The sequence below is a fragment of the Janthinobacterium sp. PC23-8 genome, assembly GCF_002250505.1.
Taxonomy (GTDB): domain Bacteria; phylum Pseudomonadota; class Gammaproteobacteria; order Burkholderiales; family Burkholderiaceae_D; genus Janthinobacterium.
Genome location: NZ_NJGY01000001.1, coordinates 2,268,944 through 2,290,018 on the forward strand (window position 1 = coordinate 2,268,944; position 21,075 = coordinate 2,290,018).

The following is a 21,075-nucleotide window of genomic DNA, read 5'->3' on the forward strand; positions in this document are numbered from 1 at the left end:
TAAAAAAACCGGAACCTCCTGTGGTGGTTCCGGTTTTTTGTGTATCGCAGCTTAGGCCGTCATGGCTTCTTTCGAGGCCGACTCTTCCACCACTTCATCGTCGCCTGAACGGATCAGGTGGTCAAAGGCGGACAGGGCTGCCTTGGCGCCTTCGCCGGTGGCGATAATGATCTGCTTGTACGGCACCGTGGTGACGTCGCCGGCCGCAAACACGCCCGGAATCGAGGTCTGGCCGCGGGCGTCCACTTCGATCTCGCCGTGGCGCGACAAGGCCAGCGTGCCCTTGAGCCATTCGGTATTCGGCACCAGGCCGATCTGCACGAACACGCCTTCCAGCTCGACCTTGTTCGACACACCGCTGACCCGGTCGGTGTAGCTCAGGCCATTGACGATCTTGCCGTCGCCGTGGATCTCGGTGGTTTGCGCCGAAGTAATCACGGTGACGTTAGGCAGGCTGTGCAGCTTGCGTTGCAGCACCGCATCGGCGCGCAGTTCTGCACCGAATTCGACCAGGGTGACATGTTTGACCAGGCCGGCCAGGTCGATCGCCGCTTCCACGCCCGAGTTGCCGCCGCCGATCACGGCCACGCGCTTGCCCTTGAACAGCGGGCCATCGCAGTGCGGGCAGTACGCCACGCCCTTGTTGCGGTATTCCTTCTCGCCCGGCACGTTGATTTCGCGCCAGCGCGCGCCGGTCGCCAGAATCACGGTCTTGGCTTTCAACACGGCGCCGCTGGCCGTTTCGATCTCGATCAACTTGCCTGGCGTCAGCCTGGCGGCGCGCTGGGTGTTCATGATGTCGACGTCATAGGTCTTGACGTGCTGTTCCAGCGCCATGGCAAATTTCGGGCCGTCGGTTTCCTTGACCGAGATAAAGTTCTCGATGGCCATGGTGTCGAGGGTCTGGCCGCCGAAACGTTCGGCCAGCACACCCGTATTGATGCCTTTGCGGGCGGCGTAGATGGCCGCTGCCGCGCCGGCAGGACCGCCGCCGACGATCAGCACGTCAAACACGTCTTTCTTGCTCAGTGCTGCGGCCTGGCGCACGCCGGCGTTGGTGTCGAGCTTGGCGAGAATTTCCTCGACATTGGTGCGGCCCTGGCCGAAATGCTGGCCATTCAGGAACATCATCGGCACGGCCATGATCTGGCGCTCTTCGACTTCTTTCGGGAACACGCCGCCGTCGATGGTGGTGACCTTGATGCGCGGGTTGATCACCGACATGGCGTTCAGGGCCTGCACCACTTCCGGGCAGTTATGGCAGGACAGCGAAATAAAGGTTTCAAACTCGAAGTCGCCGTCGAGGTTGCGGATCTGCTCGATGACGGCGTCATCGAACTTGATGGTGTGGCCGCCCACTTGCAGCAATGCCAGCACCAGCGAAGTGAATTCGTGGCCCATCGGCACACCGGCGAAACGCACGCCGATGTCGGAGCCTGCACGGTTGATGCTGAACGACGGAGCGCGTACGCCAGCGTCATTGCGCTCGACCAGCGTGATCTTGTCGCTCAACAGGACTATTTCCTGGAGCAATTCTTTCATCTCGCGGGCTTTTGCGCTGTCATCGAGAGAAGCGACCAGCTCAAGCGGATACACCACTTTTTCCAGGTAGGATTTCAGTTGGGTTTTGAGGGTTGCGTCTAACATGATTATTTTTCCTTTTACAAATATTTAGGCGATTGCCGGGCCGGACGCCCGGTCCGGCATCGCGGTAACTACTTGTGTGCTGCGTGGTGCATCAAGACTCAGATCTTGCCAACCAGGTCCAGCGATGGGGTCAGGGTGGCGGCGCCTTCGGTCCATTTGGCCGGGCAAACTTCGCCTGGGTGAGCGGCAACGTATTGTGCGGCTTTGACTTTGCGCAGCAGTTCCGACGCGTCACGGCCGATGCCGTTGTCATGCACTTCCAGCACTTTGATGAAACCGTCAGGATTGATGACGAAGGTACCGCGCAGTGCCATGCCTTCTTCTTCGATCATGACTTCGAAGTTGCGCGACAGGGTGCCGGTCGGGTCGCCGATCAGTGCGTATTGCACTTTCTTGATCGCGTCCGAGGTGTCGTGCCAGGCTTTGTGGGCAAAGTGCGAGTCGGTCGAGATGCCGTAGACATCGACGCCCATTTGCTGGAAGGCGGCGTGGTGATCGGCCAGGTCTTCCAGTTCGGTTGGGCAAACGAAGGTGAAGTCGGCTGGGTAGAACACAAAGATCGACCACTTGCCTTTCAGGGACTCTTCCGTCAGGTCGACGAATTTGCCGTTGTGGTATGCGGTTGCCTTGAATGGTTTAACTTGGGTATTGATGAGCGACATGGTCATTTCCTCTCGTGTGGTGAATCAGTAAGACCCTAGTGTAAAGGGTTTCAGTCCATATTCAAAATTGATTGTCACAATAGATTCAATTGCTTTTGACTATCGTGGCCGTATGGAAACCCCATCATAGGGGCTTCCCGGCGGCTTGAACAGCTCAGTTCTTCAGCGAGTCCGGCACCGTGCCGCCGTTTTCGGCCAGCTTGACCATCACCTGGCGGTGCAGCCAGATGTTCATGCTGGCCGAGTCATTGGTGTCGCCCGTGAAATGCAGTTCCTGCGCCAGTTCCTTGCGCGAGGCCAGGCTGCTATCGAGTTGCAACAATTTCAGCAGGTCGACGATGGAAGTGCGCCAGTTGAGTTTTTCCGGGTTCTTTTCAGCCAGGCTGGTCAGCACGGCTTCGACATCGACGGCTTGTGCCGGTGCTGCCGCAGGGGCTGGCGCGGCCGGCGCCGCTGCTGCTGCAGGAGCGGCCGGGGTGGCAGGTGCATCCGGCTTGGCGGCCTCGCCATGATGAAAAATCTTGTTGTAGATATTGGTAAAAATGCCCATGTGTGCGCCTCTTTAGGTCAGTGGATGGAAGTATCAATGGAGAACCAGCCGGACGAGTATAAGCCGGGAACGACAAGCGGCCGCGTCCCGCTAGCCAGATAGCAGCTGGCGGCGGGAGGCGCGTGTTTCAAGGGGAGAGACGCCGCCAGGACGATGGCGGCGCGTGCTTCGGTCAGGACGGCAGAAAGGGGATGGCGCTCAGAACACCACGCCGGCCACCAGGATCACATTGGCGTACGGGCTGCATTCGCCGGTGCGCACGATGGCGCGCGCGCGTTTGCTCAGCTGCTTGAATTCTTCATGCGACAGCTGGCGCGCATCCGGCAACGCCAGCGCCGCCACTTGCGCGGCGATGGTCGGGTTGTGGTGCGGCAGTTCGGTGGCCAGGAAATGGTGTTCGACCTGCATTTCACTGAGCACCGCAGTGACGGTGTCGATAAAGCCGGGAATGCCATGCGTGAGGGCCAGGTCGATCAGGGGAACCCCGGGCTGCGACGGCAGGCCGGCGTCGCCGATGACGACCATGTCGCCATGGCCAAGCGAGGCAACCAGTTGCGACAGGGCAATATTGAGCAGCGGTGATTTTTTCATGGGCGTGATTAAAACAATTCGTGCAGGTAGGGAATCGAGGTCTGCGCACCGGGCTTGGTGACGCTCCAGGCGGCCGCGCGCTGGCCTTGGGCAATCGCTTCGGCTTCGTCCAGGCCCGACGCGAGACCGGCCACAAAGCCGCCGATAAAGGTGTCGCCGGCGGCCGTGGTATCGACCGCCTGCACCGCTTGCGCCGGAAAGTCGTAGTCGCCGCCATACAGGGCCGCATGCACGCCCTTGGAACCCAAGGTGATGATGATATTGTCGCTGCCCTGCGCCTGCAAGGCCGCCGCCAATGCCTTGACATCGTTCGCGGCGACCTCGCCGCCGGCCAGCATGGCCGCTTCGATTTCGTTCGGGATCAGGTAGTCGACCAGCGCCAGCACGTCGGCCGGCACACGGGCGGCCGGGGCCGGGTTCAGCACCACGGTCTTGCCCAGCGAGCGCGCCAGCTTGATGGCGTGGATCACGGTCTCCATCGGCACTTCCAGTTGCAGCACGACGATGTCGGACTGTGCTATCAGTTCCCTGGCCGCATCGATATGCGCCGGGCTCAGGCAGTCGTTGGCGCCGCCGGCCAGCACGATGCTGTTCTGGCCGTTGTCGTCGACCAGGATCGAGGCGATGCCGGAGGCCACGCCCGGCACGGTGCTGACATGGCTGTCGATGATGCCGTCAGATACCAGCGCGGCACGCAGGGTGGCGCCGAACGCGTCGTCGCCGACGCAGGCCACCATGGCCACCTGCTGGCCGCCGGCGGCGACCTTGCCGCTCATGCGCGCGCAGGCGACGGCCTGGTTGGCGCCTTTGCCGCCGGCAATGGTACGGAAGGCGCCGCCGGTCAGGGTTTCGCCGGGAAGCGGCATGCGCGGCACGCGCAAGACCAGGTCCATGTTAATGCTGCCGATAACCACGATCATGGTGTCATTCCCATCTGTTCAGTAAAAGGTGAAGTCAAAGTATGGCCGGACGAGCCGCGCACGTGCAGCACCGGCGCCACGCTGCGCTGCTGGCGCGGCAAGGCAGGGTCGGCAATGCGCGCCAGCAGGCAGGCGGCGGTGATATGGCCCAGCTCGCGCGTATTTTGCGCCACGCTGGTCAATGGCGGATGCACGAAGCTGGCCAGGTCGATATCGTCAAAGCCCACCACGGCCAACTGGCCCGGCACGGCAATGCCCAGCTCGGCGGCAGCGCGCAGGGCGCCAAACGCCATCAGGTCATTGCAGCAAAACAGGGCGTCGGGGCGCTGCCCTGGCGGCAGCGCCAGCAACGCCAAAGCGGCCGCATAGCCGCCGGCGCTGGTAAAGTCGCTGTGGCGGCACAAGGCGGCGTCGAAGGCCAGGCCGGCGTCTTGCAGGGCGCCGCGCACGCCGTCAATGCGCTCGTTGGAAATGCCGACTTCCTGCGGGCCGGCGATGCAGGCGATACGGCGGCGTCCCAGGCCCAGCAGATGCCGGGCGGCCAACAGGCCGCCGGCGCGGTTGTCGACCGCCACCACATCGTGCGACAGGTCGCATGGCGCGCGGTCGAGCAGCACGGCCGGCACCTTCATTTTATGCAGCAGTTCGCCATCGCGGTCGGCCAGCGCGGACAGAATCAAGCCGTCGCAGCGCTTGGTCAGCAGCACGTTCAGGTACTCGCGCTGCTTGACCGGGTCGTCATCGGAATTGCACAGGATCACGCTGTAGCCGGCCGCATAGCAGCTGTCTTCGATACCGCGCGCCACTTCCGAAAAATACGGGTTGGTATTGTTGGGAATGATCAGGCCGACGGTGCCGGTGCTGCGGCACTTCAGGGAACGCGCCAGCGCGCTGGGCACGTAATGCAATTGCGCCACCGCCGCCAGTACGGCCGCGCGCGCCTCGTCGCTGACGGGGCGCGTCTTGTTGAGCACGTGCGAGACGGTGGTGAAAGACACCCCCGCCACCTGTGCCACCTGTTTGATGGTCGCCATGGAAAGCTATTATGCGCGCTCGCCGCGACGGCGATAGGTATCGAGCACCACGGCGGCGACGATTACCAGGCCCGTGACGATGCGTTTGACGGGTTCGGATACGCCCACCTGCGCCAGACCCGCTTCCAGCACGGAAATGATCAACACACCGATAAAGGTGCTGATGACGGAACCGCGCCCGCCCATCAGGCTGGTGCCGCCAATCACCACGGCGGCAATCACCTGCAACTCCATGCCCACGCCGCCGTTCGGGTCGGCCGCTTCCAGGCGCGAGACCTGGAACAGCGCGCCCACGCCGGCCAGCAGGCCCATCAGCGCGAAGACCAGCACTTTCGACGGTTTTGGATTGATTCCCGACAGGCGCACCGCTTCTTCATTAGTGCCGATGCCGATCCAGTGACGGCCCAGCACGGTACGCGTGAGCACCAGGTGGCCGATGACGACGATGGCGATCGAGGCGATAAAGGCCGGCGACAGGCCGAACGCGATCGGCGAGCTGATGCCTTCGACGGCACTGCCGATATATTCGGTGCGCGAGTTCGTCACCTGGTAGGCCAGGCCGCGCGCCATTTCCAGCACGCCCAGCGAGACGATAAAGGACGGAATGCGCCAACCGACGGAAATCAATCCGGTAATCGCGCCGCAGGTGCCGGCCACCAGCATGCCCAGCAAGGCCGCGCTCCATACGGGCCAGCCCCAGTGCACCACCGCCAGCGACAGCACCGAGGCGGCCAGCGCCATCACCGAGCCGACCGACAGGTCGATGCCGCCGATAATCAAAATAAAGGTCATGCCAACCGCCATCACCACCAGCGTCGGAATATTGTTCGACAGGGTGCTGAGGGTAGCCACGGTAAAGAAGTTTTCGCTGGCAAACGAGAACAGCACACACATGGCCAGCAGCGCGCCGATCAGGCCCGCATAGTTTTTCAGGTCGGCCAGGCTGCGCTGCAGATACGAAGGAGAAGAAGTCGTCATGGATAGCTTTCCGGCGGCGTCAAGCCGCGGCGGGGGTGGAAGGAGTATTCATATAGCCGGAGAACGCCGCCGACAGCAGCGCGTCCTGGCTCCAGGCGCCGCGCTCGAAAGTGTCGACGATCTTGCCGGCGCTCATCACGGCGATGCGGTCGCAGATCAGCATCAGTTCGCGCAGGTCGCTCGAGACGATGAGCAGGCCCTTGCCCTGGCGCGCCTGTTCGGCCAGCACCTGATAGATGTCGAACTTGGCGCCGATATCGATGCCGCGCGTCGGCTCGTCAAACAGCATCACGGGGCAGTCGCGGTACAGCCAGCGCGCGATCACCACTTTTTGCTGGTTGCCGCCCGACAGTTCGCCGACGGCCTGCTCGCAGTTGCGCGAACGCACGCCGAGCTGGCCGATATAGTCATTGGCGACGGTGGCTTCCGCCGCATGATCCATCCAGCCGGCGCGGTTGACGGTGTCGAGCGATGCGAGGGTGGTGTTGATGGCGATCGACTGGCGCAGCAGCAGGCCCTGGCCCTTGCGGTCTTCGGTGATCATGGCGATGCCGGCCTTCACGGCCGCCTGCGGCGAGCCGAGCACGGCCGGCGTTTCGCTGTCGCCCAGGAAGACCTGGCCGGCGTCGGCGCGGTCGGCGCCAAAGATCAGGCGCAGCAGTTCCGTGCGGCCCGAACCGATCAGGCCGGCGATGCCAAGGATTTCACCGGCGCGCAGGTCGAACGAGGTGGGGTGCACGGTGTCGCCACGCGCCAGGCCGCGCACGCGCAGCAGCGGTGCGCCAATGGTGCGCCCGCTCAGGTCGATCTCGTCGTCGGCCGAGCGGCCCACCATCAGACTGACCAGGTCGGCCGCCGTATGGCCTGCGATATCGTCGTCGCACACCAATTGGCCGTCGCGCAGCACGGCGATGCGGTCGGCCACGCGCTTGAGTTCTTCCAGGCGGTGCGAAATATAAATGATGGCCACGCCTTCGGCTTTCAGGCGTTCAATTTGAAGGAACAGCAGTTCGACTTCGCGGTGCGTCAGCATGGCGGTCGGCTCGTCGAGCACCAGCAAACGGCACGAGCCGATCAGGTTGCGCGCGATTTCAATCATCTGCTGGTGGCCGATGCCCAGTTCGCCCACCAGGGTCCACGGGTCGAGCCCGCCCAGGCCGACTTTTTCCATCTGTTCGCGCGCGTCGCGCTCGAGACGGGCGCGGTCGATCCAGCCGAAACGTTGCGGCAAATTTTTAAGATATAAGTTTTCCGCGATCGACAGGGTCGGAATCAGGTTCAGCTCCTGCATCACCATGCGGATGCCCAGCGCTTCGGCAGCGCCGCGCGAGGCCGGCTGATACGGTTTGCCATCGAGCAACATGGTGCCCGTGGTGGCTTGCTCCAGGCCGCAGACGATCTTCGACAGCGTGCTCTTGCCCGCGCCGTTTTCGCCCGTCAGCGCCAGCACCTGGCCGGGAATGAAACGCAGGGCCACGCCGCCGAGCACGGGGCCGACATAGGACTTGCCGATATTGTCGAGCGTGAGCAAAGGGGTGGCGGCAAGGTGCGCTGCAGGGGTGTCGCTAGGCATGGAAGCTCCGCGTAAAAGGACAAACGGGGCTGGCGCCTGCCATTGCGGCACACGCCAGCCCCGGCGGGATCAGACGATCAGGACTTGGCGCCCTTGGTCACCAGTTCCACCCTGGTTTCGATGGTGCCGCCCAGCTCTGCTTGCTTTTTCTTCTCGGCAATGGCTTTCAGCACGGCTTCGATACCGAACACGGCTTGCTGCGAACCGAACTGGTCGGCGGTCGCCAGTACGCGGCCGTCAGCCAGCATCGGCTTGATGGCGTTGATATTGTCGTAACCGACAACCTTCACCTTGCCGGTCTTGCCGGCGGCCTTGATGGCCGACACGGCGCCGAGGGCCATGTTGTCGTTGCCAGCGAGGATGGCGGTGATGTTCGGGTTGGCGTTCAGCATGGCGGCGGCGACCGTGTTGGCCGGAGCGATTTCCCACTGGCCCGACTGGACGCTGACGACCTTGGCGCCGGCGCTGGCCATGGCGTCCTGGAAGCCCAGCGTGCGCTGCTGTGCGTTATAGGTGGTCGACACGCCTTCGATGATGGCGACCTGGTCACCCTTCTTGATCTGCTTGCCCAGGAAGTCGCCGACCAGCTTGGCGCCCTTGCGGTTGTCCGGGCCGACGAATGGAATCGAGATGCCTTTTTCTTTCAGGGCAGCGTCGTCGAGCTTGTTGTCGATATTGACCACGAGAATGCCCGCATCGACGGCTTTCTTCAGTACCGGCACCAGCGCTTTCGAGTCGGCCGGGGCAATCACCAGCGCGTTCACGCGCGAGACGATCATCTGCTCGACCAGCTTGATCTGGCTCGAGGTATCGGTTTCATCCTTGATGCCGTTCGACAGCAGGTCATATTTGGCGGCGTTGGCCTTCTGGTGCGCCTTCGCGCCGTTTTCCATGGTCAGGAAAAATTCATTGGCGAGCGACTTCATCACCAGTGCGACCTTCGGTTTGGCCGTTGTCTGCGCCATCGCCGGCAAGGCAGGCAGGGTGCACACGAGAGCGGCGGCGGCGATCATTTTGAGGCGAATACGGGATGTCATGTCAGTCTCCAGGGTATGGTTGGGCAAGCACGTCTGAGCAATGCTTTTTTGTAAAACGCTGCGCGCAAACGTTTGCGCGTAGCGAAGTGTGCCTCAATGCCCCATTGGAGTGCAAGCAATTCTGTATGTGCAGTGCAGCAATTAGTGGGTGATCAGATTGGCGGAAAGGTCGCGTCGTTCGTGCAGGACGCGCAATACTTCGATCCAGATGCCGTCGACACGATAGAACAGCAGAAAGGGGAAGTGATCAAGCTGCCAGACGCGCAACGATTGGTCAGCAAGGAAATGAGCATAGCGGCGCGATCCGACACCGGGCTGGAAGCACAGGCCGTGCAAGGTAGTTTCAAGCTCGGAAACGAAGCGCTCAGCCAGGTCGACAGAGATCTCGGCGTAGTAGTCGGTAATCTCAAGCACATCACTTTTGGCAACGGGCGCAAGTTTGAATTCCACGACTTTATCGCTTGGTGCGGATGCGCGCTCGCAGTTCAGCGGCCAACTCGGCGACGTTTGTTGTCGGCGAAGGGCCGCTGTTGAGGCCTTCCATGACGAGTTCATACAGCCGGCGTTCCGCCTCGTTTTGCGGGCCAACTGCATCGGCGTCACGGGGCATCAGGAATTTTGGCGCCACAGGCGTGGTTACGGTAGTCATCAGTGAATTATATGCCTATTTCTTATGCAGTTGAAGCAAGCCGGCACCAAACGGGCTTGCTTCAATTGGCCGCTTATCTGCGCCCGCGTGCCGGCGCACCACCCTTGGCCGCAGGCGTCTTGCCACGGCTGATCGGCGCAATAGCCGCCGGTTTTGCCCTGGTCTTGATGGTCGACAGAATCGACGGACGCACTTTTGACTCGGCCGCCGAGGCTTTCGGCGCGGCCGCCGTGCCGCCCAGCGCTATGCGGTTCTTGCCCGGCGTGACCTTGAACTTGTCGGGCGTGCCGGCGCCGTGCGTCTGGCGGCTGCGTTCGCCTGCGGCCAGGCCGCCCGATTCCGACGAGGTCCAGGCCGGAATCAAATGCTTGTCGCCATTGCCGATCAGGTCGCCACGGCCCATGTTGACCAGCGCTTCGCGCAGGATCGGCCAGTTGGCCGGGTCCTGGTAGCGCAGGAAGGCCTTATGGGTGCGGCGGATCTTGCCGCTGCGCGCCGTTTCCACCGTTTCCGAGTCGGCGGTCACCTTGCGCAAAGGATTCTTACGCGTGTGATACATGGTGGTGGCCATCGCCATCGGTGTCGGCATGAAGGTCTGCACCTGGTCCAGCTTGAAATTGTTTTTCTTCAGCCACAGCGCCAGGTTCAGCATGTCCAGATCGGTGGTGCCGGGGTGGGCGGCGATGAAATACGGAATCAGGTACTGCTTCTTGCCCGCTTCGAGCGAAAAGCGGTCGAACATTTCCTTGAATTCGTCATAGGCGCCAATGCCGGGCTTCATCATTTTCGACAAGGTGCCCTCTTCCGTGTGCTCGGGCGCGATTTTCAGGAGGCCGCCGACGTGGTGGGTCACCAGTTCCTTGACGTATTCGGGCGAGCGCACGGCCAGGTCGTAGCGCAGGCCCGAGCTGATCAATACCTTCTTGATGCCGGGAATCGCGCGTGCCTTGCGATACAGTGAAATGAGCTTGCTGTGGTCTGTGCCGAGGTTGACGCAGATCGACGGGTACACGCACGACAGGCGGCGGCACGATACTTCGATCTCTTTTTCCTTGCAGGCCAGGCGGTACATATTGGCGGTCGGACCACCCATATCGGAAATGGTGCCCGTAAAGCCTTTGGTTTTATCGCGGATATGCTCGATTTCGCGCAGGATCGACGGTTCCGAACGGCTCTGGATAATCCGGCCTTCGTGCTCGGTAATCGAGCAGAAGGTGCAGCCGCCGAAGCAGCCGCGCATGATGTTGACGGAAAAGCGGATCATTTCCCAGGCCGGGATATGCGCCTTGCCGTAGCTCGGGTGCGGCGCGCGCGCGTAGTTCATGTCGTACACGCCATCCATCTCGTCCATGGCCAGCGGCAGCGGCGGCGGATTGAGCCATACGTCGCGTTCCCCATGCGCCTGCACCATGGCGCGCGCATTGCCGGGGTTCGATTCCAGGTGAAACACGCGCGAAGCGTGCGCATACATCACCGGGTCGTCCTTGACCACGTCGTACGCGGGCAGGCGCACCACGGTCTTGTCGTGCTTTTCCTTGGCCATCGCCAGCCGTTCTTCGCGGCTCATGATGCGGATCGGCTTGATCACTTCGGCCGACTTCGAGGCGTTCTCGGTGGCGCAGGCGGTCTTGTCTTCCTGCACCATGTCATACGGGCTGTAATGCGGATCGACCTTGCCGGGCACGTCGACGCGGGTGGAATTGTGCACGCCCCAGTCGTCGCCCGGCAACCAGCCGGCCGGCACCATGAAGGCGGTGCCGCGCAGGTCGCGGATATCCTTGATCGCTTCACCGGCGGCCAGGCGGTGCGTCAGGTCCACCAGCGCGCGCTCGGCATTGCCGAAGATCAGCAAATCGGCCTTGGAATCGGGCAGCACCGAACGGCGGACTTTGTCCGACCAGTAATCATAGTGGGCGATGCGGCGCAACGAGGCTTCGATGCTGCCGATCACCACCGGCACATCCGGATAAGCTTCACGCGCGCGCTGGGCGTAGACGGTGACGGCGCGGTCCGGGCGTTTGTTCGGTTCGGCGTTGGCCGTGTAGGCGTCGTCGGAGCGGATCTTGCGGTCGGCCGTGTACTGGTTGACCATGGAATCCATATTGCCGGCGGTCACGCCGTAGTACAGGCGCGGCTTGCCGAGGATGCGGAAGGCGTCGGCCGACAGCCAGTCGGGCTGGCTGATGATGCCGACGCGGTAACCTTGCGCTTCGAGCAGGCGGCCGACCAGGGCCATGCCAAAACTCGGGTGGTCGATATAGGCGTCGCCGGTGACGAGAATGACGTCGCACTGGTCCCAGCCCAGCGCATCCATCTCGGCGCGCGACATCGGCAGGAAAGGCGCCACGGCAGCGCGGGCAGACCGCTTGGGAACGGTCGCAAATAAATTGGTTGGGGAGTTCATTGGCCCGATTGTACCGGAATTGGCCATTTCAAACCTGACAGCCTGCATTCGACTGTTGGATTTCGGTGCAAAAAACGTTTATATTTCAATCACTTGGGGGCGATGCGCGCCAATGGGGCGCATCGCGATCGCGAAGCGACAGACCCCCTCAAATCCCCATATTCGCCAGTATCTCCCCCAGTTCGCGCAGCGCCGGCTCCAGCTTCGGATGCTTGACAGCAAACTTGGCCGACAGTTCCTGGCTGCGCTCGGCCAGGCCATAGGTGGTCGATTCTTCTTCCGGCGGTGACTGGGCTTCGAGCGCGGCGCGCTTTGCCAGCAGCAGGTGGATGTCGCCATCGAGCTTTTGCAGCAAACCTTGCAACTCTTCATCGACGGGGCTGCTCGACTCCAGGTTCGAGCGCAGCTGTTGTAACGATTCCTTGAGTTTGCTTTCCATGTTTTTTCCTGTCAGTCAGTAAATTGCGTGTCCAGATACAGCTGTTCCACCTTGCTCCTGGCCCACGGGGTCTTGCGTAAAAACTTCAGGCTCGACTTGATGCTCGGCTCGCTGATAAAGCAATTGATATCGATCCGCTTGCCCAAGCCATCCCAGCCGTAATGGGCTTGCAATCGCGTCACGATCGCTTCCAGGGTGACGCCATTCAAATCTTGACTCATTTTTCTCTTTCAACGCCTTGTTTTCTATCTTACTCAATTCTACGCCGCCCGTACGTTACGCTTGCACCTTCCGCTCAGGAATGGTGCAAGCGCAGTCAAGCTTTACTGTGTTTTCAGGCCACGGCGTTCCAGCAGCGGCTCGACGGTGGCGTCACGGCCGCGGAAATCGCGGAACAACTGCAGCGCGTCGACGCTGCCGCCGCGCGACAGCAGTTTGCTGCGGAACCAGTCGCCGTTCTTGCGCGTCAGGCCGCCATTTTCCTTGAACCAGTTGACCGACTCGGCATCGAGTTTTTCCGACCACAGGTAGGCGTAATAGGCGGCCGAATAGCCGCCCGAAAAACTGTGCGAGAAATAGCTGGTGCGATAGCGTGGCGGCACCGGCGCATAGTCGACGCCGGCATCCTTCAAGGACGCCGCTTCAAACGCCAGCACATCGGTCGGTATCTGGCCTGGCGCCAGCTGGTGCCAGCGCTGGTCGAGCAGGGCGGCGGCCAGGTATTCGGTGGTCATGAAGCCCTGGTTGAATTTTTTCGCCGCCATCACTTTGTCGAGCAGTTCCTGCGGCATCGCCGCGCCGCTCTGGTAGTGTTTGGCGTAGTTCTGCAGCACTTCCGGCCAGACGGCCCACATTTCATTGACTTGCGACGGATATTCGACAAAGTCGCTCGGCACGCTGGTGCCGGCAAAGCGCGGATATTTCACGTTCGAGAACATGCCGTGCAGCGCATGGCCAAATTCGTGGAACATGGTGGTCACTTCGTCAAACGTCAGCAGGGTCGGCTGGCCAGCCGGCGGCTTCGGAATATTGAGTTGATTGGCCACCACCGGATGCGTGCCCATCAGGCCCGATTGCGACACATATTCATTCATCCAGGCGCCGCCGTGCTTGTTGCCGCGCGCGTAGAAGTCGGCGATAAACAGCGCCAGCGGCTTGCCATTGGCGTCGATCACGTCGTACACGCGCACGTCCGGGTTATACACCGGGAGATCGGTGCGCTGTTTGAAACTGATGCCATACAGTTTATTGGCCGCAAAAAATACGCCGTTGTTCAGTACGCTATTGAGTTCCAGGTAGGGCTTCAGCTGGTTTTCGTCAAAATTGAAACGCTGCTTGCGCAGTTTGTCGGTATAGATGGCCCAGTCGGCCCCCGCCACGGTGAAACCGCCTTTTTCCGCGTCGACCACGCCCTGCAGGTCGGCCGCTTCGCGGCGTGCATTGGTCACCGCCGGTTTCGCCAGTTCCGACAGCAAGGTGTTCACCGCCGTGGTGGTTTTCGCCGTCTGGTCTTCCAGCGAGTAGGCCGCGTAGTTCGGGTAGCCGAGCAAGGTGGCGCGTTCGGCGCGCAGTGTTGCCAGTTTCAGCACGATGGCGCGGTTGTCGAATTGGCCGCCCTGGCTGCCGCGATTCAAGGACGCGTCCATCAGGCGCTGGCGCGTGGCGCGGTGGGTCATGACGGCCAGCGGCGGCTGGCCGCTGGTATTGACCAGGGCGATGAGGAACTTGCCGTCCAGGCCGCGCTCCCTGGCGGCGGCGGCGGCCGTGTCGATATCGCTGTCGGTCATGCCGGCCAGCTCTTCGCGGGTGTGCACCACCAGGCCCTTGGCATTGGTTTCCTTCAGCACGTTTTGCGCAAACGCCGTTTCCAGGCCGGCCTGCTCGGCATTGAAGGCTTTCAGTTTTTCCTTGTCGGCGTCGGACAGCTTGGCGCCGGCACGCACGAAATCGGTATGGTAGCGGTCCAGCAGGCGCAGCGATTCTGCGTCCAGGCCCAGCTTGTCGCGCTTGGCATACAGGGTGTCAATGCGGGTAAACAGTTTCGGATTGAGGCTGATGGCGTCCGCATGGGCGGCCAGCTTGGGCGACACATCGACTTCCACCGCTTCAAGCACGGCATTGGTATTGGTCGAAGTCATGTTACTGAAAATGCTCTGCACGCGGTGCAGCAACTGGCCCGTGCGTTCGAGCGCGACGATGGTGTTTTCAAACGTCGGCGCCTGGCGATTGTTGGCGATCGCATTGACTTCGGCCAGCTGGCGCTTCATGCCTTCGGCAAACGCCGGCGCGTAGTGCGCGTCCTTGATCAGGCCAAACTGCGGCATCTGGAACGGCAGCGGGCTTGCTTTCAACAGCGGATTTTGCGCGCTGACGGCGGCAGGCGCGGTGGCGGGCGCAGGCGCGGCGGCGGCCATGGCTTGCGGGGCGGCGTGGGCCAGCATGACGCTGGCGGCGATGACGAGCAGTGGTGGACGGAGCATGAGATCCTTCTGGAGTGCGGGGAAGAACCGCGACCATGTCGCGGACCAGTGGCAAATGATAGCAGGGCAGTCCGCCAGCGCGGCGGCCCGGGCCGAATGCGCGGTTTACCACGGCGCGCTTTCCGCTTGACCAAATAAAAATGGCCGCCCAGACGTGGCGGCCATTTTTAGCTTAGTGGCAGATGAGGGGTACTTATTTGCCGGCGAGGCCGCGGCGCTCCAGCAGCGGTTCGATCTTTGCATCGCGGCCGCGGAAATCGCGGTAAATCTGCAGCGCATCGGCGCTGCCGCCGCGCGACAGCAGTTTCGTACGGAACCAGTCGCCGTTCTTGCGCGTCAGGCCGCCGTTTTCCTTGAACCATTCCACCGTATCGGCGTCGAGCTTTTCCGACCACAGATAGGCGTAGTAGCCGGCCGAATAGCCGCCGGCAAAGGCGTGCGAGAAATACGTGGTGCGGTAGCGTGGCGGCGCCGGCGCAAAGTCGATGCCGGCCTCCAGCAAGGCGGTTTTTTCAAACGCCAGCACGTCGCTCGGAATCTGTTGCGGCGTCAGTTGGTGCCAGCGCTGGTCGAGCAGGGCCGAGGCCAGGTATTCGGTGGTTTTATAGCCCTGGTTGAAATTGTCGGCCGCCGTCACCTTGGCCAGCAGTTCGGCAGGAATAGCCACGCCCGTCTGGTAGTGCCTGGCGTAGTTCTGCAGCACTTCCGGCCACAGCGCCCACATTTCATTGACTTGCGACGGGTATTCGACGAAGTCGCGCGGCACGCTGGTACCCGAGAAGCGCGGATACTTCACGTTCGAGAACATGCCGTGCAGCGCATGGCCGAATTCGTGGAACATGGTGGTCACTTCGTCGAACGTCATCAGGGTCGGCTGGCCCGCTTCCGGCTTCGGAATGTTCAGGTTGTTGGCGATCACCGGTTCGTTGCCCAGCAGCGCCGACTGGCTGACATAGGCATTGGCCCAGGCGCCACCGCGCTTGTTGCTGCGCGCGTAAGGATCAAGCGTGAAGATGGCCAGTTGCTTGCCGTCCTCGTTGAACACGTCGAACACCAGCATGTCGGCGTTATACACCGGCAAGTCGGTGCGCTGCTTGAAACTGAGGCCGTACAGCTTGCCGGCGGCAAAAAACACGCCTTTCGTCAGCACGCTGTGCATTTCAAAATAAGGCTTCAACTGGTTCTGGTCGAAGTTGTAGCGTTCGGCGCGCACCTTGTCGCTATAAAACGCCCAGTCGCTGGCGCCGACCTTGAAGCCGCCCTTTTCAGCGTCGATGACTTTCTGGATATCGTCCGCTTCATGGCGCGCGTTGGTCACAGCCGGTTTGGCCAATTCACCGAGCAGCGCATTGACGGCGGTGGTGGTTTTGGCGGTCTGGTCTTCCAGCGCATAGGCGGCGTAGTTCGGGTAGCCCATCAGCGCAGCGCGTTCGGCGCGCAGCCGGGCCAGGTCCAGCACCACCTGGCGGTTGTCGAACTGGCCGCCATGGCTGCCGCGCGCCTGCGAGGCCATCATGATGCGTTCGCGCACGGTGCGGTTGGTCAGTTGCGACAGCGGCGCCTGGCCGGTGGTGTTGACCAGCGCGATCACATATTTGCCATCCAGGCCGCGCTTTTTGGCGAGACCGGCGGCCACTTCGATGGCGGCCGGCGAAAGGCCGTCGAGTTCTTCGCGGGTATCGACGACCACTGCCGAAGCATTGAGTTCCTTGAGCACATTCTGTGCAAACGTGGTCGACAGCGCGGCCAGTTGGCCGTTGCAGGTTTTCAGCTGGTCCTTGTCGGCGGCGGACAGCCTGGCGCCGGCACGCACGAAATCGGTGTGGTAGCGTTCCAATAAACGTTTCGATTCAGCATCGAGGCCCAGCTTGTCGCGCCTGGCGTACAAGGCGCTGATGCGCTGGTACAGCTTGCCGTTGAGCATGATCGCATCGCCATGGGCGGCCATTTTTGGCGCCAGCTCACGCTCCAGGCCCTGGATGGCCTCGTTCGTGTTCGAGCCCGACATGACCGAAAATACGGTGCGCACGCGGCCGAGCAACTGGCCGGCGCGCTCCATGGCGACGATGGTGTTCTCAAAAGTGGCCGCTTTCGGGTTGTTGGCGATGGCATTGATTTCAGCCAGGTGCTGTGCCATGCCGGCCGCAAAGGCGGGCGCGTAGTCGGCGTCCCGCACCTTGTCGAAGGGGGGATAATGGAACGGCAAGGTGCTCGCTTGCGCAAACGGATTGCTTGCAGGCAGGGCGGCGGCCGCCGTGGCAGTGGCCGCTGGCGCCCTGGTCGCGGCAAAAGCGGCTGGCGCCAGCATCAGGCTGGCGGCGATGACGAGCAGTGTTGGACGGGTCATGACATCTTTCAAAGAACGCAAGAGAACCGCGATTGTGTCGCGGGCCAGCCTGAAATCATAACAGCCTGACATACTTGCGTCATCCGCAACAAGCGATGGTAGCGGTGAGAAAGCGCGTATTTTCTTGCCGCCCGCATGTCGTATAGTATCCAATCAGCAACAATTTAGGATGCCAGATGAACTTTGAACAGCGCAAGACACGGGCCATGGAATTATTGCAAGCGACAGGCATGATGCGCAGTCATTACGCGCCGCCGCTGATCCGCCTGCTGTGGAAGGCCGGCGTGCAGATCGCACCGCCACATTTCCAGTCTTTTCTATCCACTGCGCTCCTCACGGGCGGCTGGTTTGGTCTCTTCATGGGCGTGTTCCTGGGCGTGTTCGGCTGGTTCCAGGGTGCCGCGCCGCTGCAAGCCGCCTTGATCGCGATGGCGGCGGCGTGTGTCGCCGGCCTGCTGTTTGGCCTCGCCCTGGCCAGCTTCTACGCCCACGACCGGCGCAAGCACCAGTTGCCGGACTGGTCCACGCTGGGCTGAGCTGCCTCTCAATAATGCGGCGGGCGCTCGTTGACCTGGCCGCCATTGGCCTGCTGCGCGCCGTCGCGCACGTGTTCGCCCAGCTTGTGCAGCATCGCTTCGAGCTGGTCGATGCGGCGGCCCTGCTGGTACACCATCTGGTTCAGCGACTCGACCAGGTCTTCCTGCTGCGCCAGCTTGATCTCGATATCGACGAAGCGGCTTTCCATCTGTTCATTATCCATCGTGCTCACGGTAACTCCTGGCATCAAACGCGCATTTTACTCTCCCTGCATCGCGATCCACCGCAAACGAGCTGCTGTCTTGGCCATGTGGGGCGGGATTTTTACTATGCTTGAATCGCCTATGCTCCTTGACGAACGAGAACAAACGATTACAATGGATACATTAACTCGTAACGAACCGTGCCTGATCGATACCTACAAGACGGCGGAGTATCGGCGCTGGGAAGGCAGGCTGCACGATGTGGCGGCGGCCGCCATTGACGCGCGCATCAAGAACTTGCAGCATGGGAAAAGAGGCGACTGGCGCGCGGTCGGCGACGGCGTGTGCGAACTGCGTTTTTTACAGACGGGGCCGGGATGGCGCGTGTATTTTCACGAAACCAATCTGGGCGCCTTGATCCTGCTGCTGCTCGGCGGCGACAAGGCCAGCCAACAGCGCGATATCGCGCAAGCAAAACAGATATTGGCCGAATTGAAGGCAAAGCAGGCGGCGCTGCGCAAGCAGAAACAGGCCGCCGTCAACGACCGAAAAGGACGAAAAGGACGAAAACAATGAACCATGACCACGACAGTTTCGACCTCGACGACTTGGGCGCGCTGGGCCTGAGCCGTTTCGACCCGACCCAGCATCTGACCAGCCCGGACGCCATCGCCGCCTACATGAGCGAGATCGTCGCCACCGGCAATGCCGAACTGTTCCAGGCAGCCATGGGCGACGTGGTGCGCGCGCATGGCATGGGCAAGGTGGCGGCAAGGGCCGACATCACGCGCGAAGGCGCCTATAAAGCCTTGCGCGAAGGCAGCAAGCCGCGCTTTGACACCATCCTGAAAATGCTCGACGCGCTGGGCATGCAGTTTGCCATCGTGCCCAAGGTCACGCCCGACGCCAGCTGAACTCAACCCTTGGGAGTGGCCAGCAGCGCCTTCATGCGCGCCAGGCGTTCCTTCGGTGAAATCACTTCCGACTCGGTCGGCACGGCGTCGCCCACGTCGAGTTCCATTTCCTTGACAAAGCGCGACACGTCGCAATGCACCTGCTCGCCGGCGCGCTTGCGCTTCTTGCACCAGGTAATCTGCAAGGTGCGCTGGGCGCGCGTGATGCCCACGTACATCAGGCGACGTTCCTCCTGGATGCGCGCGGCCATGGTTTCGGGCGGCGCATCGGCGTCGCCCTTGTGCGGCAAGATGCCCTCTTCCACGCCGACCAGGAACACATGCGGAAACTCCAGTCCTTTCGAGGCATGCAGGGTCGACATGCGCACCGCATCCTGCTCTTCGTCCTTGCCTTCCAACATGGTCATCAGGGCCACCATCTGCGTCAGTTCCAGCACGTTTTTTTCTTCGCCGTCGCGGTCCTTGCCGCCCCGGCCGCGCTCCTTCAACCAGTTGACGAATTCAAGCACGTTCTGCCACTTGCTTTGCGCCTGCCGCTCTTCGAAGGCGTCGTACAGGTAGGACTCGTAATGGATTTCCTTCATCATGTCGTCGAGCACTTCGGCCGCCGCGTCGCCGCTGCCGGCCGCGCCGGGCCGGCTGGCGCGCGATTCGAGGTCGTTGATGAAGTTGCAGAAATCCCTGAGCGGCCCCAGCTGACGATCGGTCAGCTTGGCTTCGATGCCGCCCTTGAACACGGCCTGGAACAGCGAACACTGCCACTGGCCCGAGAACGCCCCCAGCACCTCCAGGGTCGACTGGCCCACGCCCCGGCGCGGCGTGGTGACGGCGCGGATAAAGGCCGGATCGTCGTCTTCATTGGCCAAGAGGCGCAAATAGCTGATGATGTCCTTGATTTCGGCCTTGTCGAAAAAACTCTGGCCGCCGGAAATCGTGTATGGGATGCGCTCCTTGCGCAAGCACTGCTCGATGATGCGCGCCTGGTGGTTGCCCCGGTACAAAATGGCGTAATCGGAAAATTTGTTCTTGCGTTCAAAATGGTCGGCCGAGATCATGATGGCGACCTGTTCCGCTTCCTGCTCGTCGGACTGCATGCCCAGTACCTTGATCGGCTCGCCCAGGCCATGCTCGGACCACAGCGACTTGTCAAACAATTTGGGGTTGTTGCCGATCACGGCATTGGCCGCATTCAGGATGCGCATGGTGGAGCGGTAATTCTGCTCCAGCTTGATCACGCGCAGGTCGGGGAAATCCGTTTCCAGGGTTTTCAGGTTTTCCACGGTGGCGCCGCGCCAGGCATAGATCGCCTGGTCGTCGTCGCCCACGGCGGTAAACATCGGCTTTTTGCCGATGCCCGTCACCATCAGTTTTACCAGTTCGTACTGGCAGGTATTGGTATCCTGGTATTCGTCGACCAGCAGGTAGCGCAGGCGGCGCTGCCATTTGTCGCGCACCGCGTCGTTGTTGCGGAACAATTCCACCGGCAAGCGGATCAGGTCGTCGAAGTCGACCGCCTGGTAGGCCGACAAGGTGGCCACGTAGCTGCGGTAGATGCGCGCCGCGTTCGCTTCGTCTTCATCCCTGGCTTGCGCCAGCGCCGTGTCCGGGTCGATCAGGCCGTTCTTCCACAGCGACATGGCGGTCTGGATCTGGCGAATGATCTGTTTATCGGTGGTAATGGCAAGGTCTTGCACCAGCGAAAAGCAGTCGTCGCTGTCCATAATGGAAAAGCGGTCCTTCAGCCCCACGCCATTGGCTTCCTGGCGCAGGATTTTTACGCCCAGCGAGTGGAAGGTCGACACCGTTAACTGCTTGGCCTGGCGCGGCTGTTTTAATAACTTGGCAATGCGCTCCTGCATTTCCAGCGCCGCCTTGTTGGTAAAGGTCAATGCGGCGATGGTGCGCGGGTCGTAGCCGCGGTCTTCGATCAGGTGGGCGATCTTTTGCGTGATCACGCGCGTCTTGCCCGAGCCGGCGCCGGCCAGCACCAGGCAGGGGCCGTCGAGATAGGTGACGGCTTCGCTTTGGGGAGCGTTCAGGCCGAATTGTGGTGCTTTGGACATCAGGGTATTTCCGCAGGGAATAGCGGCCCATTGTAACAGCGTCGTGT

At 61.8% G+C, this 21,075-nt stretch carries 21 protein-coding genes; 3 read left to right on the forward strand and 18 right to left on the reverse strand.

Annotated features, from left to right (window positions below):
- Nucleotides 1–51: 51 nt before the first annotated feature.
- The 16 genes from ahpF to CD932_RS09815 form a co-directional block, all read right to left on the reverse strand.
- Nucleotides 52–1,647 (reverse strand): alkyl hydroperoxide reductase subunit F, encoded by a 1,596-nt coding sequence (gene ahpF / locus CD932_RS09740; RefSeq protein ID WP_094442459.1) that lies wholly within the window; start codon nucleotides 1,645–1,647, stop codon nucleotides 52–54.
- A gap of 98 nt (nucleotides 1,648–1,745) precedes the next feature.
- Nucleotides 1,746–2,309 carry an alkyl hydroperoxide reductase subunit C gene (ahpC, locus tag CD932_RS09745; protein ID WP_094442460.1) on the reverse strand — a complete coding sequence of 188 codons (564 nt, stop codon included), beginning with the start codon at nucleotides 2,307–2,309 and terminating at the stop codon, nucleotides 1,746–1,748.
- Between the two features lie 154 nt (nucleotides 2,310–2,463).
- Nucleotides 2,464–2,859, reverse strand: a complete 396-nt coding sequence (locus tag CD932_RS09750) for a DUF3597 domain-containing protein (RefSeq protein WP_094442461.1) — start codon at nucleotides 2,857–2,859, stop codon at nucleotides 2,464–2,466.
- Nucleotides 2,860–3,057: 198 nt separating this feature from the next.
- The gene (gene rbsD / locus CD932_RS09755) at nucleotides 3,058–3,450 is read right to left on the reverse strand and encodes a D-ribose pyranase (protein ID WP_094442462.1); all 393 of its coding nucleotides are present in this window, start codon (nucleotides 3,448–3,450) and stop codon (nucleotides 3,058–3,060) included.
- Nucleotides 3,451–3,458: 8 nt separating this feature from the next.
- Nucleotides 3,459–4,370 carry a ribokinase gene (gene rbsK, locus CD932_RS09760; RefSeq protein ID WP_094442463.1) on the reverse strand — a complete coding sequence of 304 codons (912 nt, stop codon included), beginning with the start codon at nucleotides 4,368–4,370 and terminating at the stop codon, nucleotides 3,459–3,461.
- Nucleotides 4,367–5,404 (reverse strand): LacI family DNA-binding transcriptional regulator, encoded by a 1,038-nt coding sequence (locus CD932_RS09765; protein WP_094442464.1) that lies wholly within the window; start codon nucleotides 5,402–5,404, stop codon nucleotides 4,367–4,369. The genes rbsK and CD932_RS09765 overlap by 4 nt, the downstream gene beginning before the upstream one ends.
- A 9-nt stretch (nucleotides 5,405–5,413) precedes the next feature.
- Nucleotides 5,414–6,382, reverse strand: coding sequence for an ABC transporter permease (locus CD932_RS09770; protein WP_094442465.1), 969 nt, complete (start codon nucleotides 6,380–6,382; stop codon nucleotides 5,414–5,416).
- Between the two features lie 19 nt (nucleotides 6,383–6,401).
- On the reverse strand, nucleotides 6,402–7,955 hold the full coding sequence (locus CD932_RS09775) for a sugar ABC transporter ATP-binding protein (protein ID WP_094442466.1): 1,554 nt from the start codon (nucleotides 7,953–7,955) through the stop codon (nucleotides 6,402–6,404).
- A gap of 77 nt (nucleotides 7,956–8,032) precedes the next feature.
- Nucleotides 8,033–8,968, reverse strand: coding sequence for a sugar ABC transporter substrate-binding protein (locus CD932_RS09780; RefSeq protein WP_254926611.1), 936 nt, complete (start codon nucleotides 8,966–8,968; stop codon nucleotides 8,033–8,035).
- 165 nt (nucleotides 8,969–9,133) lie between these two features.
- Nucleotides 9,134–9,442: a type II toxin-antitoxin system RelE/ParE family toxin gene (locus CD932_RS09785; RefSeq protein WP_176460816.1), complete on the reverse strand. Its 309-nt coding sequence runs from the start codon at nucleotides 9,440–9,442 to the stop codon at nucleotides 9,134–9,136.
- 4 nt (nucleotides 9,443–9,446) lie between these two features.
- Nucleotides 9,447–9,641, reverse strand: coding sequence for a hypothetical protein (locus CD932_RS09790; RefSeq protein WP_094442469.1), 195 nt, complete (start codon nucleotides 9,639–9,641; stop codon nucleotides 9,447–9,449).
- A gap of 73 nt (nucleotides 9,642–9,714) precedes the next feature.
- Nucleotides 9,715–11,970, reverse strand: coding sequence for a YgiQ family radical SAM protein (locus CD932_RS09795; RefSeq protein ID WP_217907282.1), 2,256 nt, complete (start codon nucleotides 11,968–11,970; stop codon nucleotides 9,715–9,717).
- A gap of 223 nt (nucleotides 11,971–12,193) precedes the next feature.
- Nucleotides 12,194–12,484, reverse strand: coding sequence for a DUF4404 family protein (locus CD932_RS09800; RefSeq protein ID WP_094442471.1), 291 nt, complete (start codon nucleotides 12,482–12,484; stop codon nucleotides 12,194–12,196).
- Nucleotides 12,485–12,495: 11 nt separating this feature from the next.
- Entirely contained in the window at nucleotides 12,496–12,705 is a 210-nt protein-coding gene (locus CD932_RS09805) for a VF530 family DNA-binding protein (RefSeq protein WP_094442472.1), read from the reverse strand.
- 102 nt (nucleotides 12,706–12,807) lie between these two features.
- A complete protein-coding gene (locus CD932_RS09810; protein WP_094442473.1) occupies nucleotides 12,808–14,964 on the reverse strand; it encodes a M3 family metallopeptidase in 2,157 nt (718 codons plus the stop codon).
- Nucleotides 14,965–15,157: 193 nt separating this feature from the next.
- On the reverse strand, nucleotides 15,158–17,311 hold the full coding sequence (locus CD932_RS09815; RefSeq protein WP_094442474.1) for a M3 family metallopeptidase: 2,154 nt from the start codon (nucleotides 17,309–17,311) through the stop codon (nucleotides 15,158–15,160).
- A 176-nt stretch (nucleotides 17,312–17,487) separates the two neighbouring features.
- On the opposite strand from CD932_RS09815, the gene CD932_RS09820 reads away from it, so the two are divergent.
- Nucleotides 17,488–17,847: a DUF6404 family protein gene (locus CD932_RS09820; RefSeq protein WP_094442475.1), complete on the forward strand. Its 360-nt coding sequence runs from the start codon at nucleotides 17,488–17,490 to the stop codon at nucleotides 17,845–17,847.
- Between the two features lie 8 nt (nucleotides 17,848–17,855).
- Here CD932_RS09820 and CD932_RS09825 read toward each other — a convergent pair whose 3' ends face one another.
- Nucleotides 17,856–18,071: a SlyX family protein gene (locus CD932_RS09825; RefSeq protein WP_094442476.1), complete on the reverse strand. Its 216-nt coding sequence runs from the start codon at nucleotides 18,069–18,071 to the stop codon at nucleotides 17,856–17,858.
- Between the two features lie 85 nt (nucleotides 18,072–18,156).
- Here CD932_RS09825 and CD932_RS09830 point away from each other — a divergent pair, with 85 nt between their 5' ends.
- Nucleotides 18,157–18,627, forward strand: coding sequence for a type II toxin-antitoxin system RelE/ParE family toxin (locus tag CD932_RS09830; protein WP_254926612.1), 471 nt, complete (start codon nucleotides 18,157–18,159; stop codon nucleotides 18,625–18,627).
- Nucleotides 18,624–18,965 (forward strand): addiction module antidote protein, encoded by a 342-nt coding sequence (locus tag CD932_RS09835; protein WP_094442478.1) that lies wholly within the window; start codon nucleotides 18,624–18,626, stop codon nucleotides 18,963–18,965. The genes CD932_RS09830 and CD932_RS09835 overlap by 4 nt, the downstream gene beginning before the upstream one ends.
- Nucleotides 18,966–18,967: 2 nt before the next feature.
- Here the strand turns inward: CD932_RS09835 and CD932_RS09840 are convergent, their stop codons facing one another.
- Complete coding sequence (locus tag CD932_RS09840) at nucleotides 18,968–21,028, reverse strand: UvrD-helicase domain-containing protein (RefSeq protein ID WP_094442479.1); 2,061 nt, start codon at nucleotides 21,026–21,028, stop codon at nucleotides 18,968–18,970.
- Nucleotides 21,029–21,075: the final 47 nt, after the last annotated feature.

Bases quoted from the DNA above. Each gene is read 5' to 3' on its own strand.
- ahpF (WP_094442459.1), bottom strand. From the start codon at position 1,647: ATGTTAGACGCAACCCTCAAAACCCAACTGAAATCCTACCTGGAAAAA.
- ahpC (WP_094442460.1), bottom strand. From the start codon at position 2,309: ATGTCGCTCATCAATACCCAAGTTAAACCATTCAAGGCAACCGCATAC.
- CD932_RS09750 (WP_094442461.1), bottom strand. From the start codon at position 2,859: ATGGGCATTTTTACCAATATCTACAACAAGATTTTTCATCATGGCGAG.
- rbsD (WP_094442462.1), bottom strand. From the start codon at position 3,450: ATGAAAAAATCACCGCTGCTCAATATTGCCCTGTCGCAACTGGTTGCC.
- rbsK (WP_094442463.1), bottom strand. From the start codon at position 4,370: ATGATCGTGGTTATCGGCAGCATTAACATGGACCTGGTCTTGCGCGTG.
- CD932_RS09765 (WP_094442464.1), bottom strand. From the start codon at position 5,404: ATGGCGACCATCAAACAGGTGGCACAGGTGGCGGGGGTGTCTTTCACC.
- CD932_RS09770 (WP_094442465.1), bottom strand. From the start codon at position 6,382: ATGACGACTTCTTCTCCTTCGTATCTGCAGCGCAGCCTGGCCGACCTG.
- CD932_RS09775 (WP_094442466.1), bottom strand. From the start codon at position 7,955: ATGCCTAGCGACACCCCTGCAGCGCACCTTGCCGCCACCCCTTTGCTC.
- CD932_RS09780 (WP_254926611.1), bottom strand. From the start codon at position 8,968: ATGATCGCCGCCGCCGCTCTCGTGTGCACCCTGCCTGCCTTGCCGGCG.
- CD932_RS09790 (WP_094442469.1), bottom strand. From the start codon at position 9,641: ATGACTACCGTAACCACGCCTGTGGCGCCAAAATTCCTGATGCCCCGT.
- CD932_RS09795 (WP_217907282.1), bottom strand. From the start codon at position 11,970: ATGTCGCGCGCCGAGATGGATGCGCTGGGCTGGGACCAGTGCGACGTC.
- CD932_RS09800 (WP_094442471.1), bottom strand. From the start codon at position 12,484: ATGGAAAGCAAACTCAAGGAATCGTTACAACAGCTGCGCTCGAACCTG.
- CD932_RS09805 (WP_094442472.1), bottom strand. From the start codon at position 12,705: ATGAGTCAAGATTTGAATGGCGTCACCCTGGAAGCGATCGTGACGCGA.
- CD932_RS09810 (WP_094442473.1), bottom strand. From the start codon at position 14,964: ATGCTCCGTCCACCACTGCTCGTCATCGCCGCCAGCGTCATGCTGGCC.
- CD932_RS09815 (WP_094442474.1), bottom strand. From the start codon at position 17,311: ATGACCCGTCCAACACTGCTCGTCATCGCCGCCAGCCTGATGCTGGCG.
- CD932_RS09820 (WP_094442475.1), top strand. From the start codon at position 17,488: ATGAACTTTGAACAGCGCAAGACACGGGCCATGGAATTATTGCAAGCG.
- CD932_RS09825 (WP_094442476.1), bottom strand. From the start codon at position 18,071: ATGGATAATGAACAGATGGAAAGCCGCTTCGTCGATATCGAGATCAAG.
- CD932_RS09830 (WP_254926612.1), top strand. From the start codon at position 18,157: ATGTGGGGCGGGATTTTTACTATGCTTGAATCGCCTATGCTCCTTGAC.
- CD932_RS09835 (WP_094442478.1), top strand. From the start codon at position 18,624: ATGAACCATGACCACGACAGTTTCGACCTCGACGACTTGGGCGCGCTG.
- CD932_RS09840 (WP_094442479.1), bottom strand. From the start codon at position 21,028: ATGTCCAAAGCACCACAATTCGGCCTGAACGCTCCCCAAAGCGAAGCC.